The organism is Phocaeicola sp. ICN-14070 (assembly GCF_037892625.1).
In the GTDB taxonomy this organism is placed as follows: Bacteria; Bacteroidota; Bacteroidia; order Bacteroidales; family Bacteroidaceae; genus Phocaeicola; species Phocaeicola plebeius.
The window spans coordinates 15,466-35,151 of sequence record NZ_JBBKBF010000042.1 but is presented as its reverse complement, the minus strand read 5'-3'; the positions used below and the strand labels follow the sequence as shown (position 1 = coordinate 35,151).

At 47.4% G+C, this 19,686-nt stretch carries 14 protein-coding genes, 2 pseudogenes and 1 riboswitch; of the genes and pseudogenes, 14 read left to right on the top strand and 2 right to left on the bottom strand.

Annotated elements, in window-relative coordinates; genetic code table 11:
• Positions 1–1,030 (top strand): annotated as a pseudogene (locus WKT20_RS11820) (TonB-dependent receptor plug domain-containing protein); the annotation flags it as partial.
• Positions 1,031–1,076: 46 nt separating this feature from the next.
• Positions 1,077–2,093: a M28 family metallopeptidase gene (locus WKT20_RS11815; protein WP_340417408.1), complete on the top strand. Its 1,017-nt coding sequence runs from the start codon at positions 1,077–1,079 to the stop codon at positions 2,091–2,093.
• Between the two features lie 4 nt (positions 2,094–2,097).
• Here the strand turns inward: WKT20_RS11815 and hcp are convergent, their stop codons facing one another.
• A complete protein-coding gene (gene hcp, locus WKT20_RS11810; RefSeq protein WP_118441928.1) occupies positions 2,098–3,750 on the bottom strand; it encodes a hydroxylamine reductase in 1,653 nt (550 codons plus the stop codon).
• Between the two features lie 114 nt (positions 3,751–3,864).
• Between hcp and WKT20_RS11805 the strand changes: the two genes are divergently transcribed.
• On the top strand, positions 3,865–4,488 hold the full coding sequence (locus WKT20_RS11805; protein ID WP_118165139.1) for a Crp/Fnr family transcriptional regulator: 624 nt from the start codon (positions 3,865–3,867) through the stop codon (positions 4,486–4,488).
• Between the two features lie 3 nt (positions 4,489–4,491).
• On the opposite strand, the gene WKT20_RS11800 is transcribed toward WKT20_RS11805, so the two are convergent.
• On the bottom strand, positions 4,492–5,256 hold the full coding sequence (locus WKT20_RS11800; protein WP_340417407.1) for an ATP-binding protein: 765 nt from the start codon (positions 5,254–5,256) through the stop codon (positions 4,492–4,494).
• 233 nt (positions 5,257–5,489) lie between these two features.
• On the opposite strand from WKT20_RS11800, the gene WKT20_RS11795 reads away from it, so the two are divergent.
• From WKT20_RS11795 to WKT20_RS11745, 11 genes and pseudogenes are all read left to right on the top strand, one after another.
• The gene (locus WKT20_RS11795) at positions 5,490–6,908 is read left to right on the top strand and encodes a tetratricopeptide repeat protein (RefSeq protein WP_118165135.1); all 1,419 of its coding nucleotides are present in this window, start codon (positions 5,490–5,492) and stop codon (positions 6,906–6,908) included.
• A 13-nt stretch (positions 6,909–6,921) separates the two neighbouring features.
• A complete protein-coding gene (locus WKT20_RS11790; RefSeq protein ID WP_007558520.1) occupies positions 6,922–7,386 on the top strand; it encodes an NfeD family protein in 465 nt (154 codons plus the stop codon).
• A 42-nt stretch (positions 7,387–7,428) separates the two neighbouring features.
• On the top strand, positions 7,429–8,430 hold the full coding sequence (gene floA, locus WKT20_RS11785) for a flotillin-like protein FloA (protein ID WP_007558521.1): 1,002 nt from the start codon (positions 7,429–7,431) through the stop codon (positions 8,428–8,430).
• Between the two features lie 47 nt (positions 8,431–8,477).
• Positions 8,478–9,356 (top strand): nucleoside phosphorylase, encoded by an 879-nt coding sequence (locus tag WKT20_RS11780; protein ID WP_117701888.1) that lies wholly within the window; start codon positions 8,478–8,480, stop codon positions 9,354–9,356.
• A 72-nt stretch (positions 9,357–9,428) separates the two neighbouring features.
• Positions 9,429–9,920 carry a GAF domain-containing protein gene (locus tag WKT20_RS11775; RefSeq protein ID WP_118165132.1) on the top strand — a complete coding sequence of 164 codons (492 nt, stop codon included), beginning with the start codon at positions 9,429–9,431 and terminating at the stop codon, positions 9,918–9,920.
• Positions 9,921–9,992: 72 nt separating this feature from the next.
• A complete protein-coding gene (gene mnmE, locus WKT20_RS11770) occupies positions 9,993–11,435 on the top strand; it encodes a tRNA uridine-5-carboxymethylaminomethyl(34) synthesis GTPase MnmE (RefSeq protein WP_340417406.1) in 1,443 nt (480 codons plus the stop codon).
• A gap of 220 nt (positions 11,436–11,655) precedes the next feature.
• Positions 11,656–13,410: a helix-turn-helix domain-containing protein gene (locus tag WKT20_RS11765; protein WP_340417405.1), complete on the top strand. Its 1,755-nt coding sequence runs from the start codon at positions 11,656–11,658 to the stop codon at positions 13,408–13,410.
• 292 nt (positions 13,411–13,702) lie between these two features.
• Complete coding sequence (locus WKT20_RS11760) at positions 13,703–14,488, top strand: site-specific integrase (protein ID WP_340417404.1); 786 nt, start codon at positions 13,703–13,705, stop codon at positions 14,486–14,488.
• A gap of 429 nt (positions 14,489–14,917) precedes the next feature.
• Positions 14,918–15,963 (top strand): annotated as a pseudogene (locus tag WKT20_RS11755) (tyrosine-type recombinase/integrase); the annotation flags it as partial.
• A 599-nt stretch (positions 15,964–16,562) separates the two neighbouring features.
• Positions 16,563–16,754, top strand: a riboswitch (cobalamin riboswitch).
• Positions 16,755–16,909: 155 nt separating this feature from the next.
• Positions 16,910–17,827 carry a DUF4465 domain-containing protein gene (locus WKT20_RS11750; protein WP_007567599.1) on the top strand — a complete coding sequence of 306 codons (918 nt, stop codon included), beginning with the start codon at positions 16,910–16,912 and terminating at the stop codon, positions 17,825–17,827.
• A gap of 64 nt (positions 17,828–17,891) precedes the next feature.
• Positions 17,892–19,673 (top strand): PKD-like domain-containing protein, encoded by a 1,782-nt coding sequence (locus WKT20_RS11745; protein ID WP_004293827.1) that lies wholly within the window; start codon positions 17,892–17,894, stop codon positions 19,671–19,673.
• Positions 19,674–19,686 lie beyond the last annotated feature (13 nt).

Sequence of the window (19,686 nt, the reverse complement as noted above, 5' to 3'; positions counted from 1 at the left end):
CAGTTTTTTCTATAACTGGGGGAACCACTGGATTAACAACGGATACACTCCTTCTGCCGGAGAGGGTCCGCAAGATGCCCGCTTCAACTCCCGCGACCACATGATGGGTGTTTCGCTCTATCAAAGTTCCCGATTCTTCAAGGGAAACCGCATTACCTTTGGTTTTGACTGGTTCCGCTACGGAGGGCATGCGTGGAATGAATATGTGAGTGGAGAAAATGCGGGTACGTCTGCCGACCTGGTGGATAAACAGGAAGATGAACTGGCCGGATACGTGGACTTGCGTCAGGACATCCGTTCGTGGCTGACGTTCAATGCCGGACTTCGGGTAGACCATCATTCGCGTGTGGGAACGGAATGGGTACCGCAGGTCGGTCTGGCTTTTCATCTGCCACAAGCTATGGAACTGAAGGCATCGGCTTCAAAAGGTTTCCGCTACCCTATCCTTCGGGAAATGTACATGTTCCCGCCACAAAACCCTGACCTGCAACCAGAATCTATGTGGAACTATGAACTGGCCTTCTCACAGCAACTGATGAATGGCAAGCTGCAGTATGGCGTCAATCTGTTCTTTATTGACGGAAAGAACCTTATCCAGACGTCGCCGAATCCTCACGGAAGTGGTATGCTGAACCAGAACTCCGGAGAGATAGAGAATGCGGGTGTAGAAGTACAGGCTGCCTACCGTATCGACCGCCACTGGTCGGTAGACGGAAATTACAGTTACCTTCACATGAAGAATCCGGTCATCGCTGCTCCGGAACATAAACTTTATGCCGGAACCAGTTTCTCGCGAGGGCGGTGGAACGTATCTACGGGGCTGCAATACATTGCCGGACTTTATACGCAGACAGACCCCGTGGTGACCGAAGATTTCGTGCTTTAGAACCTGCGTGCTACCTTCCGTGTGAACCGCTGGCTGGACATCTGGGCATGTGGTGAAAACCTGTTGGCACAGAAATATGAAATCAATGCCGGGTATCCCATGCCGCGTGCCACTGTGATGACTGGAATCAATCTCAATTTTTAGGATAAGTTTGTGAAATTCATAAGTTCTGCCTATTTTTGCTCTCATTATGAAAAAGACAATCACTTCTCTCCTACTGGTGTGGGCGATAGGCTCATGCGGTACATCTTTCCTTCAGGCACAGACCGCCGTAGAAAAAGGTCTGAAGAGTATCAACCGTACTTCTGCCGAGGCCATTGTAGGCTTTTTGGCCGATGACGCGCTGCAAGGACGTGAAGCCGGCATGATTGGCTCGCGCGTGGCAGCCCGCTACCTGGTTTCCTGTCTTCAGGAAGCCGGCATTGCTCCTCTGTATGATGATTCGTATTACCAGCCTTTCGAAGCCTGTGCCAAGGAACGGCAGCAGAAAGGCCGTTGGCAGGTACATCCTGATTCCATTGCCCAGTTGAAACAGGGTACGCACCGTTCGCTCCGCATGGCCAATGTATTGGGCATGATTCCAGGAGAACGGACCAATGAGTACGTAGTGGTAGGCGCACATTTCGACCACTTGGGAATTGATGAAACACTGGCAGGTGACAAGATCTACAACGGAGCCGATGACAATGCGTCGGGTGTATCGGCCGTGATGCAGATTGCCCGTGCTTTTCAGGCCAGTGGCAAAAAGCCCCTGCGCAACGTCATCATCGCATTCTGGGATGGAGAAGAGAAAGGACTCTTAGGCTCTAAGTATTTCATGCAGCACTGCGATTTTATAAAGGATATCAAAGGTTATTTGAATTTCGATATGATTGGCCGGAACAATCGGCCGGAACAACCTGAGCACGTGGTGTATTTCTATACGGAAGCACATCCGGCACTGGGCCAGTGGCTCAAGGATGACATTGCCCGTTACGGGTTGAAACTGCAACCGGATTACCGCCCGTGGGACCGTCCGGTGGGAGGAAGCGACAATGCTTCGTTTGCCGTACACGACATTCCCATCATCTGGTATCACACTGACGGACATCCGGATTACCACCAGCCTTCTGACCATGCCGACAAGCTGAACTGGGAGAAGGTGGTGGAAATCACCAAGGCTTCTTTCCTTAACGCCTGGAACTTGGCTAACGAGAAATCGTATTAAGCCGTCAACAGATACCGAACAGTTTCATGTCCGCTTCGGGGGTAGTAATGCCTCCGATACCGAACTGTTCTACCAGTACTTTGGCTACGTTTGGTGAGAGGAAGGCTGGTAAGGTAGGTCCTAGGTGAATATGTTTCACGCCCAGGCTCAACAGGGCCAGCAGGACGATGACCGCCTTCTGTTCGTACCAGGCAATGTTGTACACAATGGGGAGTTCGTTGATGTCGTTCAACTGGAAGACTTCCTTCAGCTTTAAGGCAATTACGGCCAATGAGTAACTGTCATTACATTGTCCGGCATCAAGCACACGGGGAATTCCTTGAATATCGCCTAACGGAAGTTTGTTGTAACGGTACTTCGCGCAACCAGCCGTAAGGATAACCGTATCTTTCGGAAGTGCCTGAGCAAAGTCGGCATAGTAGTCGCGGCTCTTCATGCGTCCGTCGCATCCGGCCATAACCACAAACTTGCGGATGGCACCGCTCTTCACGGCTTCTACCACCTTGTCAGCCAGTTGCATCACCTGATTATGGGCAAATCCGCCGATAATCTCTCCCTGCTCCAGCTCTACAGGCGGCTGGCATTGTTTGGCCAGTGCGATGACCTCTGAAAAATCCTTGTGGCCGTCGGCATCCGTGGCAATATGCTTGCATCCGGGATACCCCGTTGAATTAGCCGTAAACATCCGTTCCTTATAAGTCGCATTTTCCAGTGGCGGTACGATACAGTTGGTGGTGAACACAATCGGGCCGTTGAATGCCGTAAACTCTTCACGCTGCTTCCACCAGGCATTTCCATAGTTTCCTACAAAATGCTTGTATTTCTTGAAGGCCGGATAATAGTGCCCCGGGAGCATTTCGCTATGCGTGTATATATCTACTCCCGTACCTTCCGTCTGGCGCAAAAGCTCTTCCAGGTCGTGCAAGTCATGTCCGCTGATCAGGATACCTGGATTCTTCCCTACTCCGATGTTTACCTTCGTCAGTTCCGGATGTCCGTAGCGAGTGGTGTTGGCACGGTCCAGCAAAGCCATTACCTGCACTCCGTGCTGTCCGGCCTCGAGTACCAGAGCCACCAGTTCATCCGCTCCCATTGTTTGTGTGGTAATACGCGCCAAAGCCGATTGCATAAAGGCATGAATGGCCTCGTCGGCAAATCCCAGACGCATGGCATGTTCATGGTAAGCTGCCATTCCCTTCAGTCCGTACATCAGCAGTTCTTTCAACGAGCGAAGGTCCTCGTTCCGTTCTCTCAACACTCCTACGGAAGCTGACTTGGACAGGTATTCTTCCTCTTTACCGTTCCATGTCAGTTCATCCGCTTCCGGTAGGACGATACCTGCTTCTACGGCACATGCCTTCAAACGATCGCGCAGTTCCAGTCCCTTTCTCACACGAGCCAGGATACTTTCATCGTCAAAATTGGCATTGGTAATTGTAGAGAAAAGTGCGTCAGTGACAAACTCATTCGTACCGGCTTCCACTTCGTATTCCTTCGTGCGCAAGGCATCGGCAGCCACCGATACGCCGCGCACCACAAAGAGCAACAAATCCATGTAGCGTGCGGTGGTATCTTTCTTTCCACACACTCCTCGCAACACACATCCAGTGCCTTTAGCCGCTTCCTGACACTGGTAACAAAACATATTTCCTTCCATATTCTTTCTTGGGTTATTATTGATTTTTCATTAAGTTTGCGCAAAGATGAGGAATCCTGCACGGGATTTCTGTCACCTATGTGACACGCAACCCAAAGAAAAGTTAAAAGAAAGATGCATACCGAAATTTTGAGCCGAATGAGCCTGTTTGAAGGCTGTGACCCGGAGGCACTTTATCAGTTGCTCCGTGAAGCCCCGAACAGTCTGCGCACATATAAGGAAGGAGAATTCATTGCCCGCCAGGGTGACGTGTGCCGCTCCTTGTTTATTCTGATAAAGGGACATGTGAGGACACAAATGGAGAATGCCGAGGGCAAGCAACTTACCATCGACTGGATTAAGGCACCCGACATTCTGGCACCGGCTTTTATCTATGCCTCGGAGAATCGCTTTCCGGTAAATGTGGAAGCCACAGAACTTTGTGAGGTACTTGTAATGGACCGGATACGTTTTGAGGAGTTCATGCATGCCCAGCCGGCTGTAATGCGGAATTTCATTGCCACGATATCCGACCGGAGTTTGTTCCTGAGTCGAAAATTGAACGAGTTTGCCTTGCAAAGCTTGAAATCACGCCTGCTGAACTACCTGAAAATGCACGGTGGCATCCACAACCAGCAGGAAGTAGCCTTTATCTTAGGAGTGGCACGTCCGTCACTGGCTCGTGCTTTGTCTGAACTGATTGCCGAAGGAAAAGTCACCATGTCCGGCAAACAGGTGATTCTTCATTCTGCCGACTGACATTTATTTGAGTGAGCCGTCTTCTTTTATTTCTATCGGAAGCATATCGTGCTGGATGTTGTTCATGCTTCCCCATAAACTATAGCGAGCCTCCGGATTCATGGCTTCCAGACGTGCCAACACCTCTTTCATATCCGAACGGTGAGAATCTTTCTCGTACGGGCAGTTCTTCACCTGCTTGCGGAAATCACGGAGAGCGGCCATCTCTTTCAGGTCGGCTTCGTGTACCAGACACATGGGGCGGATAATGGTCATGTCGAACTTGCGCATCACCAGGCGCGGCGGCATGGTGCTGAATGCTCCCTGAAAGGTCATATTCATCAGCAGGGTTTCCAGTATGTCGTCCATGTGATGTCCCAAGGCGATTTTGTTGCATCCCTGCTCTTTGGCCACGGTGAAAAGGGCCTTGCGGCGATTCCATGAGCAGAGGAAGCACGGCGACTTTCGCGTATCGGTCGACGGATCGAACTCCGTTTCATAACACACGTAGGGCACTCCCAAACTTTCGGCATATTCGCGCAAGTAAGTCTGGTCGGATTCATAAGCAATGTTCTTCATCACCACGTGCGCCGCCACCACCGAAAACTTCGGCTTGTAGATGCGCGAACGTCGGGCCAGCAACTCCAGCAAGGCCAGCGAATCCTTTCCTCCCGAAAGCCCCACCAGAATGCGGTCGCCCTCCTCTATCAGCTTGTAATTCATCACTCCTTTCATAAACCGCTGGTTGATGCGGCGCATCAGGCGGTCTTCTTCCGTCATTTTTCCCATATCGTATGTTGTTAAAACGGCGACGAATTTACGAAAAAACGCCCGAACCACAGGTTCTCGTTACAGATTTTTATCAAGTCAGCCGGAGCGTACGCTTTGACAATAGCGTATTATTTACTACATTCGCAAAAATAAACACACAAAAGTTCTGCCTGAATGAAAAATAGCAGAACAGAAAATGGCATAATTCCAAGAATATTCCTACATTTGAGAAACTTTTAGACACAGAAACGATGAAAAAAAGATATTTGCTTCCTCTGCTGGCTCTTTGTTGCGCAGGAGGAACTTCTGCCCAAAGCTTAAGCCAGGCACAGAAATGGTTCAACAATAAAGAATTCGATAAGGCCAAACCCGTGTTCAAGCGCTTGGTGAAACAGTCTTCTTCGAATGCCAATTACAATTTCTGGTACGGCGCCTGCTGTTACGAGACAGGCGAACTGCAGGAATCACTTCCTTATCTGGAAAAGAGTGCCGAACGCAAGGTAATCAACGGTTATCTTTATCTGAGCAAGGCGTATGCCGACCTCTACCGTTTCGACGAAGCCATTGAGAATCTGGATGAACATATCTATTGGCTGGAAAGAAAAAATCGTGACGCTTCTGAAGTGGAAGGCTTGATGAATCGCTACCGCATGGGAGCTCGTATGATAAGAGGCGTAGAGAATGTGGCCGTAATTGATAGTTTTGTAGTCGATAAAGCGAATTTTCTTGAAGCTTATAAAATCCACGAAGAATCTGGAAAAATCGGTTTGACAGGAGAAAGCGACTGCACGGAATTTACGAACGGGATGAAGGACAAGAAGATACTTTCCCACCGTTTGCCGGAAACCAACCAGAAGGTGCTGTACTCCAGCGCTACATTAGGCGGAGACTGGAGTGTGCCGGAGAAAGTCAAAGGACTGGAAGAGGTGGGTACCGACCTGAACTATCCGTTCATGAATTCCGATGGCATTACCTTGTATTTTGCAGCCAAGGGCGAAGCCAGTTTAGGCGGATACGATATTTTCATTACCCGCTATGACGCAGAGGATGGAAGCTACCTGAAGCCCGACAACATGGGATTACCGTTTAACTCTCCTTTCAATGATTACATGTATGCCATCGACGATTTCAACGACTTGGGCTGGTTTGCTTCCGACCGCTATCAGCCGGAAGGAAAAGTCTGTGTGTACGTGTTTGCCCCCAACAATTCCAAGCGGGTGTACGACTATGACACCACCGACCCTGCGCTGCTGACCAACGTAGCTATGCTGAACGGTATCCGTCACACCTGGAACGATGCCGACAAGGTACGCATCGCCAAACAGCAACTGGCACAAGTGATGTACGGAGGCAATGAAACCCAGAAGAAAGGTGACTTCCGTTTCGTGGTGGACGATAACGCTATTTATCACACACTTAGTGATTTCCGATCGGCTGATGCACGAAAGAAATATCAGTTGCTCCAGCAGAAGGAAAAGGATTTGGATACGATGATTGATGCACTTGACAGAGTACGGGCCAAGTACGCTTCTGGTAATCAGAGTACAAAAAGTCAGCTGACTCCCGGCATACTAGACCAGGAAAAACGGGTGAAGGAATTGCGCGAGGAGATAGCTCGTCTGACCCTCGACATCCGGAACACGGAAATCCGCAAACTCAAAAATCCTTAATATTCACATAACCATGGAAACACTGATTATCATTGCACTCATCGTAGGCGGATTGATACTTTTTGCCATAGAGGTCTTCCTGATTCCCGGCATCAGCATAGCGGGAATCGGGTCGGCGGTATGCATCCTGTATGCTATCTATTCCGCCTTTACATCACTCGGTTCGGAGGCAGGATTCATTACCTTAGGAGTTTCCCTGCTGGGTATCATCGGCGTAACGTGGTGGTTCATGCGCTCTAAGACCGTAGACCGCCTGTCGCTGAAGAAAACGCTCGACTACCGTCCCTCACCTTTTGAAGGAATGGACCTGAAACCCGGTGACAAAGGCATGAGCGTCACCCGCCTGACCCTGATAGGTAATGCCGACTTCAACGGACACATCATCGAGGTGCAATCGGCCGACGGATTCATCGACGAAAAAACACCGGTAGAAATTGTCCGCATCAACGAAACCACTGTTTACGTGAAGCAGGCATAATCCCTCTCTCCCTTTTTGTATTCACTTTTAAATCTAAGTTATATGATTAATCCCGCTTATCTTCCGTTTATACTGGCCGGAGGTGCCATTATCTTCCTGGTCATATTCTTTCACTATGTACCTTTCTTTCTTTGGCTTTCGGCCAAGGTGTCAGGAGTAAAGATTTCGCTTATCCAGCTGTTCCTGATGCGTATCCGTAACGTACCGCCTTACGTCATCGTGCCTGCCATGATTGAAGCCCACAAGGCCGGACTGAGCACCATTACGCGCGACGAGTTGGAAGCTCACTACATGGCCGGCGGACACGTGGAAAAGGTGGTACATGCACTGGTATCGGCATCAAAAGCCAATATCGACCTGTCTTTCCAGATGGCCACCGGAATCGACCTGGCCGGACGTGACGTGTTCGAAGCCGTACAGATGTCGGTCAACCCGAAAGTCATTGACACACCTCCTGTAACCGCTGTAGCCAAAGACGGTATCCAGCTGATAGCCAAAGCCCGTGTAACCGTACGCGCCAATATCCGCCAATTAGTGGGTGGTGCCGGTGAAGACACCGTACTGGCTCGTGTAGGCGAAGGCATCGTCTCCTCCATCGGTTCTTCCGAAAACCACAAATCAGTACTCGAGAATCCCGACTCCATCTCCAAACTTGTGTTGCGTAAGGGACTGGATGCCGGTACTGCCTTCGAAATCCTTTCCATTGATATTGCCGACATTGATATAGGTCGTAACATCGGAGCTTCCTTGCAGATAGACCAAGCCAACGCCGACAAGAACATCGCTCAGGCAAAGGCTGAGGAACGTCGTGCTATGGCTGTTGCCCTGGAGCAGGAAATGAAAGCCAAAGCCGAAGAAGCACGTGCTAACGTAATTCAAGCCGAAGCAGAAGTGCCTAAAGCCATGGCAGAGGCCTTCCGCAGCGGCAACCTCGGTATCATGGACTACTATCGGATGAAGAACATTCAGGCCGACACCGACATGCGAAGCAGCATTGCCCGCCCTGATTCACACCCGGCCGGACATGAACCCATCGGCAAATAAAAAGACAGAAACAAAACACTTAACTTGCTAACTAAAAACAAATGCGTATGAAAAAGTATTTTCCTCCTTCAGAACTGATCATCAATGAAGATGGTTCGGTGTTCCACCTCCACGTGAAACCGGAACACCTGGCAGATAAAGTCATCCTGGTAGGCGACCCCGGACGTGTAGCTCTCGTAGCCTCTCATTTCGACACCAAAGAATGCGAAGTAGAAAGCCGTGAGTTCCGTACCGTGACCGGTACTTATCAGGGCAAACGCATCACGGTAACCTCTACCGGTATCGGATGCGACAATGTAGACATCGTAATGAATGAACTCGACGCACTGGCCAACATCAATTTCCAGACCCGTGAAGAAAACGATACCTTCCGTCAGTTGGAAATTGTGCGTATCGGTACCTGCGGCGGCTTGCAACCTTATACGCCTGTAGGCACCTACATCTGTTCCGCTATCTCCGTAGGATTCGACGGCCTCCTGAACTTCTACGAAGGACGTAACGCGGTATGCGACCTGCCCATGGAACGTGCTCTGCTTAACCATTTAGGTTGGACAGGCAATCTCTGTGCACCGGCTCCCTACGTGATTCATGCCAACGAAGAACTGGTAGACCGTATCGCCGGTACAGACATGGTACGTGGTGTGACAGTAGCCTGTGGCGGTTTCTTCGGTCCTCAAGGACGCCAGCTCCGTATTCCACTGGCCGACCCGCACCAGAACGAGAAAATCGAGAACTTCGAATATCAGGGACACCGCATCACCAACTTCGAGATGGAAAGTTCCGCACTGGCCGGACTGGCACGTCTGCAAGGCCATAAAGCTACCACCGTGTGCATGGTCATTGCGAACCGCGTAGCCAAGGAAGCCAACACCGGATACAAGAACAAAATTGACGACCTGATTAAAGTCGTGCTCGAAAGAATCTAACAAACTTATTATGAATCAGCAGGTTCTCTTCTTCGGGAGAGAACCTGCTTTTATGTCTGAAAACCCACTCATATGGAAGCAAGTTTTAAATCCACCCTTACCGACAAACGTCAGCGATACGCTCAATTCCTCGAACAGTTCGCCCCTCTGATTGAAGGCGAGAAAAACGAAATCAGCGTACTGGCCAACACCAGTGCCGCCCTGAAAGAAGCCTTCGGATTCTTTTGGGTAGGCTTCTACCTCGTACACGAAGGCGAACTCCACCTTGGTCCGTTTCAGGGCAGCGTGGCCTGCTACCGCATCAAGAAAGGACGCGGCGTATGCGGCACCGCCTGGGCTGAAGCCCGTACCCAACTCGTGCCCGACGTAGATAAGTTCCCCGGGCACATTGCCTGCAGTTCCCTCTCCCGTTCCGAAATCGTCGTGCCGATGATAGCGGCAGGAGAAGTGCGGGGCGTGCTCGACATCGACAGCGACCAGCTGGCTACATTCGATGAAACCGACCGTGAATACCTCGAAAAAGTAGTCGACCTGCTGGTGAAAACCCTCTACCAGCCCGCATAAATCTGCCGACTCCACTTCCGGATGTAACCCGAAAACCGTATCTTTGCAAGGATTTTAAAAAGACATACACACGTGAACATATTACAAACTGAAGATACCATCTGTGCCATTGCCACCGCTCAGGGTGGAGCCATCGGTACCATCCGCGTGTCGGGGCCGGAAGCCATCACCCTCACCGACCGCGTCTTTAAGCCCGTTTCCGGCAAACCATTAGCCGAACGCGCACCTTATACTCTCACCTTCGGCCATATCCTCACGCCCGAAGGAGAAATCATCGACGAAGTGCTGGTCAGCCTTTTCCGTGCCCCCCACTCTTACACTGGTCAGGATTCCACGGAAATCTCCTGCCACGGATCGAGCTACATCCTCCAGCAAGTGATGCAGCTCCTTATCCGCCAAGGATGCCGTGCCGCCGGACCGGGTGAATATACTCAGCGTGCCTTCTTGAACGGCAAGATGGACCTGAGCCAGGCCGAAGCCGTGGCCGACCTCATTGCATCCACCTCTGCCGCTACCCACCGCATGGCCATGAACCAGATGCGCGGCGGATTCAGCCGTGAACTGGCCGTCCTGCGCGACAAACTGCTCCATCTCACCTCCCTCATGGAGCTGGAACTCGACTTCAGCGACCACGAGGAACTGGAGTTTGCCGACCGTTCGGAACTGGAAGACATCGCCCGTCAGATTGAGCAGGTTATCCATCACCTGGTAGATACGTTCAGCGTGGGCAATGCTCTGAAGAACGGAGTGCCCGTGGCTATCGTTGGCGAAACAAATGCCGGTAAGTCCACCCTGCTGAATGCCCTCCTGAACGAAGAACGTGCCATCGTGAGCGACATTCATGGCACCACCCGCGACGTCATTGAAGACACCATGAATCTTGGAGGTATCACCTTCCGCTTCATCGATACCGCCGGTATCCGCGAAACAACCGACACCATCGAAAGCTTAGGCATCGAACGGAGTTTCCAGAAGCTAGATCAGGCCAACATCGTGCTTTGGGTTATTGATGCCACTTGTGCCGAAGAGCAATATCGTCAGTTGGCCGACAAGATTCTTCCTCGCTGCGAAGGTAAGCACCTGGTGATTGTGCTCAACAAAGCGGATTTGCTTCCATCGGCAGATATGGATACTGCGGCTTCGAAGGATGCACAGTTTGATCGCCTGAAAGTGGCTCTCCCCGATTTGCCGGAGGATGCTTGTGTGCTTTCCCTTTCGGCCAAGCAGAAAGAGGGACTTTCTCAGCTTCAGAAGCAGTTGGTGGACTTCGCTGCCCTGCCCGACCTGTCGCAGAACGATGTAGTGGTGAGCAACATCCGCCATTACGAAGCACTAAGCCGTGCGCTGGAAGCTATCCACCGCGTACAAGACGGACTGGCCATGCAACTTTCCGGTGACCTGGTTTCACAAGACCTTCGCGAATGTCTTTATCACTTGGGAGAAATCGTGGGCGGAACGATTGAGACGGATGAGGTGCTGGGGAATATATTTAAGCACTTTTGCATCGGGAAGTAAAGTACACTAAACAACTCAAAACATCTTCAAATAACTTACATTAAGTCCCTTATTTTGAGGGACTTTTATTTTTTAACACTTCCGAGTAGCTTTTTGTTGTTTCAAATTATTGCGACTATTTTTGTACCGTATTTGAACCGCGATGGAACTTAAAAGCGGTGCGATTACGACTAAATGACATTGAAGTCACTACCTTGGGACACCCTGGGAAAATGCCCAAATGACATTGAGAGCACAAGCTGGGACACCCTGGGACGTGGTGGGACACTTTTGGGTGACTTCGCTGGCGAAATTATCACGAATATCAGAAACGGCAATGGAGATACAGAAACGATGTAAGTACTGCGGAAAGCTCTTTATTGCACATACATTGGCTACTCAGTATTGCTCACGTCAGTGTAATGGCAAAGACTACAAAAGAAAGATGCGAGAGAAGGAAATTTCAGACTATCTTGAGTCAAATCCTCAGGATGTGCCTGTTGAAGTTTCCTCCCAGAAATCTGTTCTCGAACAAAAGAGATTCCTTACTCCGAGAGAGGCTGCAGCTTACCTGGGCATCGGAAAATCTTCGGTGTACAGAGAACTTGCCAGTGGGCTTATAAAAGCCGTTCAGATGAAAGGAAAGACTCTTATCAGACGGAAAGATATTGACGGTTTGTTCGATCGGCCAAAAGAATATCAGGCACGAACAGGCAAGATTCATGAGAAACGGGAATATTACACAGTCAGCCAGATTGTAAATAAATTCCATACTACCCGTCGTGCTGTATGGAATCGTTGTGAGAAGTATGGCATTAAAAAAGTGTATCAAGGGAGAAACACCTTCTATGACAAAGCTCTTGTGGATATACACTTTGCAGAACTTATTGCTGAAATGGATATGAATGACTATTACACAATAGATCAAATCATGGAAAAGTTCAGTATGAGCCATGCTGCTGTGCTTTCTTTCGTTCAAAGGAATGATATTCCCCGTATCACACAAGGACGTAAGGTTTACTACTCACGTGCGCATATTGATACCTTCAAAGGTGAAAGAGAGAATGTTGATCCACTTTATTACACCTATAAGGATATACACGAAAAATACAAATTAAGTAAGGACCAGATCAATTATTATGTCCACAATTATAACATTCCAAACCATAAGCAGGGCCGATTGACAATCGTTGAACGAAATAGCTTTGACAGGATTATAAAAGAAAGAATGACTACAGGTTTTCTTGATAAAGAAGTTGAGAAAAGAAAAAAACAGAAGAAGACCGATAAGGTTCCTGACGGCTATATCTCAATCAAACAGATTGCTGAACAATATGGTATTACAGAGAAAGCTGCCCAGGCGAAAACCCGTGAAGGGAAACTGGAAAAGCTATTCATCAAACATCGAAACTACTTTAATGCAAATGCCGTAGAACAGTTGTTCAACCGTGATCCGGAAAAGTTCGATGTTCCTGAAGACTATATAACCGCACAGAAGATTGCTGAACGGTTCAAGGTAACAGTTCATCATGTACATGGTAGAACAAGGCAAGCCAAAGTTCCGAGAATAACTATCAAGCACATAAACTTCTACGAGTTAAAAGCTGTGGAAGAGTTATTCGGACATCGTGTTCCTGTTTCAGAATCTGTTGAAGGAGATTCTATCGAATGGATTACAGGAGAACAGATTGAAGAGCTGTATGGTCTGTCCACTGCAGCCAGAAGAACTTTGGTTTCCCGCCACAAGATACCAAGTAAAAAGGTTCATGAAACTACATTCTATTCAAAAGCAGATGTTGAATATGCCAGAAATCCAGGACTCAAAGATCAGAAGGACTATTATACAGTTGAACAAATCAAAGAGAAGTTCGGGTTAAGCCGAGAAGAAGTTTACAGTCTGGCCCGATACAAAAATATACAGAAGAAACGTGATGGAAGGTTTACTCTGTTCTTAAAGGAAGATGTCATCCGGGCTATCCATGAGCGTAAACAGTAAGCTTATTCTAACTTACTCTATAATTACTCTCTATTACCAGTAGTAAGCAGAGAATCATCTTGGATATTTGCCATTAAATAGAAACAAATTATAAATACCCACAGATATGCAGAATTGTAAGAAAGTAACATTAAGACTCCGCCATTGTAAGCATGGCAAAATGTCATACTATCTCGATTACTATCCACCTTATCGGGACAAAAAAACGATGAAAACCATACGTCATGAATATTCGGGTATATACATTTACGAGAGCCCCAAGAATTCACATGAACTTGCTTTCAATAAAACTATGGAAGAAAAAGCAGAAATCATTCGATGCCGAAGATTTGAGGAAATCATCAATGAACGGTATAATCTTTATGACAAGCAACGCCTGAATGAAAGTTTCATAGATTATTATGAAAAAGAAGCCAAGAAGCATAATCAGAAGTGGATATATGTATGCAAACATTTCAAGAACTATGTCAACGGGAAATGTTCCTTTGGAGAAGTTGATGTGGAATTATGTCAAGGATTTGCAGAATATCTCTTAGAACATGCTCAAAGTATGCGGACTGGCGAACGACTTTCCAATAACTCAGTTGCCGGATATTGGTCAACATTCAGAGGATTCCTCCGGATTGCATACAGGTCCAGATTGATCAATGAGAATATAAATGACTACCTCGACCGCATAGAATACGAAGATACATTAAAAGAAAGTCTGACTTTACAGGAGATTTACAAGCTCTACAACACAGATTGTAAAATAGATGTATTGAAACGGGCATGTTTGTTTTCTTGCTTTACTGGCCTACGTTTCAGCGATGTTAACGCATTGACTTGGGAGATGGTGAAAGAATATGCTGACGGAAGTAAGTATCTTGATTTTCTGGCTGTAAAGACAACGAAACAGAATATTGTCCCGATTAATGATGACGCATTGCATCTGATGGGAAAAAAAGGAACTGGAAAGGTATTCAAAGGATTGTTTTACTATATGACTCAAAAAGTAATGCACGAATGGTTGAAGGCTGCTAAAATTAAAAAGCACATCACCTTCCATAGCTTGAAACATCATACAATCTCTATCTAATTGAAAATTAAACAGTTATTTCTGTTTAATTAATATCAGGTAACGATTTAGAAACGAGCGAATTACAATATTCTGTTTTCTTTTGCCTCTGTCAAAGAACGATTCTTTCAATGCAAATATACACTTTACTTGTGACAAAAGCAATCTTTTTCTACATTTAATCGACTTACAGTCAGCCTTAAAGAGGGTATCTGGTCTCATTCCATCTTCTTCCTCAAAAATAACATAGCAGTCTAAATTGGTTTATGTATGGGATAGGTCTTGTTCATTCGATCCGGTAGACTACTATACATAAAAGTATAAAGGCGAGATACGACAAGGAGATGCCATGCTTTTGTGTAAGGGGAATCTCTCTTAGCTTATCGCAGACCATGTATAGCTAAGTGTTTTGAGAATAAACAGTCTGTAAAAAACGGAAAGACACCGATTATGGGCCGTATCACCATCAATGGAACCCAAGCCGGTTTCAGTTGTAAGAAAGAAGTGTCCCTCGCTTTGTGGGACGTCAAAACCAACCGGGCCAAAGGCAAGTCCGAGGAGGCCCGTACACTCAATCAGGAGCTTGACAATATCAAGGCGCAAATCACCAGGCACTACCAGTACATCTGCGACCACGACAGTTAAGAAAGTCTATAACCGCTATGTCGGCTTCTCAGAGGAATGCCACACCCTTATGAACCTTTTCAGGGAACAGCTGGAACCGTATAAAAAGAAAATCGGCATAGAGAAAGCCGAAAGCACCTACTGCGGTCTGGTTGCCGATTACAAGAGTCTCCTGCTTTTCATGAAAAGCAAGAAGAATGCAGAGGATATTGTCATCGAAGAACTTGAGAAATCATTCATCGAGGATTACTACAACTGGATGCTCGGTACATGCGCTTTGGCAAACTCCACTGTCTTCGGGCGTGTCAATACCTTGAAGTGGCTGATGTATATCGCGCAGGAAAAAGGCTGGATACGGGTTCATCCGTTCGCATCATTCGAGTGTATGCCCGAATACAAGAGGCGTTCTTTCCTTTCCGAAGAGGAACTGCAAAGGATAATCCATATAGAACCGAGATACAAACGCCAGCGTGCCATGCGCGACATGTTCCTGTTCATGTGCTTCACCGGTCTTTCCTATGTGGACTTGAAAGCCATAACATACGATAATATCCATACCGACTCCGACGGCGGTACATGGCTGATGGGCAACCGTATAAAAACGGGAGTGGCGTATGTCGTAAAATTATTGCCCATTGCTATCGAACTGATTGAAAAATATAGGGGTACGGATGAAAAGAAAGACTCCCCGAATGTGTCTTTCCGGTAGGTGAATACAATGCCATGCGGCTCAGTCTTGGAATCATAGGCAGGAAATGCAACTCCGGGGCGAGGTCACCCCGCACATCGGACGCCACGCATTTGCCGTTCTGGCCATACTCAAGGGGATGCTGCTGGAAACTCTTCAGAAAGTGTTTGGGCATAAGTCCATCACATACGACCTGCGCATCCATTCACTTGTCCGGCGCAGGCGGGGCAATCTTTTTCTGGAAGTCGCCTATCTGTACGACCAGCGTGCTGACCAGCTTTCTCAACTCCTAATACGCGCTTGTTTCAATAATTGTCAGTTCCATACTAAAATTCTTTTTAAGATTCTGAATATGCGACAAAGTAACGCACATCCTATATCCTTTCCAAACAGATAATATCAGAGTCTTCCGTTGGCGTGCATTGGCGTATCCAACGTTAAAAGAGAAGGTCCTTCACCTGCATCCATGCGGCAACGGAACTTCCATTCCCTTACTTGTTTTCCATAAATTTATAGGATCAATTTCTGGTGCATGATATTAATAGTCATTATTCTGTCTGCTTTTTTTGCTTGCATAATTGCAGCTAACAGTTATCTATTCCAGAACGCATTGTTATGGAAAATGGCAAGCTGTTTTGTTGGTTTATGGATATTGTGTATGATAATTACCGTCTTCGTTTGTCGTAAACTTGAATGCTCTAATTAAAACAGTACGGTTGTCATGCTTTGTGTGTTTTATTATAAATATTATGAATTATTTGGAATTGATATGTAATATAGATAATTTTGCAGTCGGGAAATGGTTTCGGGAGGTTTACGCCTTCCGAATGAAAAGGGAACCCGGTGAAAATCCGGGACAGTGCCCGCTGCTGTGAGTCCACAAAAACGGACATCGAACTTTTGCCACTGGTGTAATACCGGGAAGGCACGATGACCGGGACGAGTCAGAAGACCTGCCATGACCGGAATGAGATTTACACCTGCGGGATATACGGGTCGTAATCAAATAAGGAATAGCTCATCGGCCATTCAATATTTGAAGACAGACATATTCCCGTTCGTGTAAGTCCGCACGAACGGGAATTTTTTGTGTTTGTTAATAATATGTTTTACATTAAAATGAGTGACCTATGAAAAGAAAATTACGCTTTCTGGCAGGTGCCTGTCTATTTACCGCAACCGCCTTGTTCTCTGGCTGTAGTTCGGACGATGACTTTTTGATGGACCCGGTTGATTCCGGAACTTCGCAAACCCGTGCTGTGACAAATCCGGACGGTACTTTAACTATCACTTTCGATGATTTCGATCCCGGCATGTTAGCAGGACCTACCTCGGCCGGAGAAAATCTTTATTCGTACCAAGGGTATCCTCAAGTAACCACCATTTACGACAATACTCCGGAAGAATATCTCTTCCTTTCAATGTTTAATACTGTAGGTGGAAGCACAGAGTATTCCAGCGGCGGCATCGCACTTTCCAACTGGAACATCCGCTCCAATCAGTCGGGAAATACCGGAGACTGGTGGTATTCTTATCTAAACCAATGTTCTGTCTATAACACTGCGGTGGAAGCGGAAGGACAGAATAAGGAAGCCGGGCACAGCGGTTCCAATTTCGGTGTCGTTTACGGATATGTGGATGCTTACAATCAGGCATGGATGGCTAAACCAGAATTTTATTTCAATGTTCCCCGGAAATTGGTCGGCCTGTGGATCTGCAACACCTCATACACTTATGGTGTCATTACTTATGGTAATCAGTTCGGTTCTACGGGGGTAGCGACTCCTCTGAAAGAGATGAAAGGGTATTTCCAAGTGAATCTGGAATGTTATGATGCGAATGGCGGTCTGATCCGCACTTACAAACGTCTTTTAGCCGATTATCGTAACGGTCAACAACAGGTTGATCCTATCACGACATGGGATTATTGGGAAATCAATGCCGAAGGGGTGCAAAGTGTGAAATTCAACTTCGAGGGTTCGGATTCGGGAGCATACGGTTTGAATACTCCAGCTTATATCTGTATTGATGATATCACCATACAATAAAAAGAATACAAGGATATCCCTTCTGTCGGGGGTATCCCTATTATTTTTCTAAAATCCACACATCATGCATCGTTTTCACTATTTTATTATTTCTGCCTGTATGCTGTTCACCTCCTGCAACAAGGATGAAGTCATTACCGAAGAAGTAGGAGGACAACCTATAATAGAACTTGACAGCGAGACCGGTATTTACACGGTCAAGGTCGATCACGAATTGACTATCGCCCCGACATACCAGAATGTTGAAGATGCTCTTTTTGCTTGGACGATAGACGGTACGCTGGTTTCTTCGGGTCCGTCTCTTCAACGTACATGGAATGAATGCGGGGATTTTTATGTCAAACTAAGAGTAGACAATGCGGAAGGCTATGCCGAAGAGGAACTGAAAGTAGAAGTGAAAGAACTCACCCCTCCGGTCATCTCACTGGCACTACCTTCGCAGGGGCTAAAAGTCGTCCGGAATACCGATTACACATTTACTCCCGATATTCAGCATTCGGATGTCGAAGGGTTCAAAATCGAATGGGTACGGGAAGGAAAAATCGTTTCCACCGAGAATACTTATACTTTCAATGAAAAAGAACTCGGTGTTTATACGGTGACAATCAACGCTTCCAATATAGATGGGACAACAACGAAAGACGTAAGCGTAGAGGTCGTGGAAACGATGCCCTACGTTGTCAAATTCCCGACCCCGTCTTACCTGCAAACATCCACGGACAGGTACACTTTTGCCGACCGTCCTGTTTTCCTGCGTCCGTTGTTGGAGTATTTCGACAATCCCCGTTTTGAGTGGAGTGTGGACGGTCAGGTCATGGAAGGAGAAGTGGAACGCATGTTCAAGTTCACGCCGTCCGCACCCGGAGAATACACCGTCTCCTGTACTGTGTCGGAAGACACACCGACGGAAAAAATAAGCAGGAATATCGACAAAGGGAAAACGGCTGTCACTGCCACCGTAAAAGTCGTTTGTGTGGACAAAAAGGAACAAGACGGCTTCCGGGCTTCGGGAAGTTCCAAGCTCTGGAATAAAGTCTATGAATATACCCCAGCTCCCGGCCAATTTATCAACGAGACGAGCACGATAGGCGGTATGACCGGCAACGAAACATCCCCTGAAGCGGCTGTCGCATGGGCAACACAGCGTTTGAAAGACAAACTGCACGTCTCTTTAGGTTCTTTCGGGGGTTATATCATCGTCGGCTTCGACCACAGTATTCCCAATTCGGGTAACCAATATGATTTCTGTGTTCAGGGGAACGCCTTTGACGGCAGTTCCGAACCGGGTATCGTATGGGTCATGCAAGATATAAACGGAAACGGATTGCCGGATGACGAGTGGTACGAACTGAAAGGATCTGAAGCAGGCAAGGAAGAAACAATACAGAATTTTGAAGTGACCTATTACCGTCCGGAAGGCAAAAAAATGGATGTCCAATGGATCAGTTCCGACGGTAGAAATGGCTGGGTAGACTATCTGTCCGCTTATCATACACAAGACTATTATTATCCGGCTTGGATTTCGGAAAACAGTTATACCCTGACAGGCACTTGTCTGGCCGCCCGCAACACCCAAGATTCTCAAACCGGTTATTGGGATAATCAGAGTTATGACTGGGGGTACGTGGATAATTTCGGAAACGACCAGATAGAAGGCGGCAGTACGGTGGATGGAAGCGGACAAAGGAACGGTTTCAAAATTTCCAATGCCATCCATGCCGATGGAACGGAAGCCAATCTGCAATATATTGACTTTATCAAAATACAATGCGGTGTTCTGGCCAAAAGCGGCTGGCTGGGCGAAGTTTCTACGGAGGTATTTTCTTTTGAGGATCTAACCAAATAATAAAAATTACAAG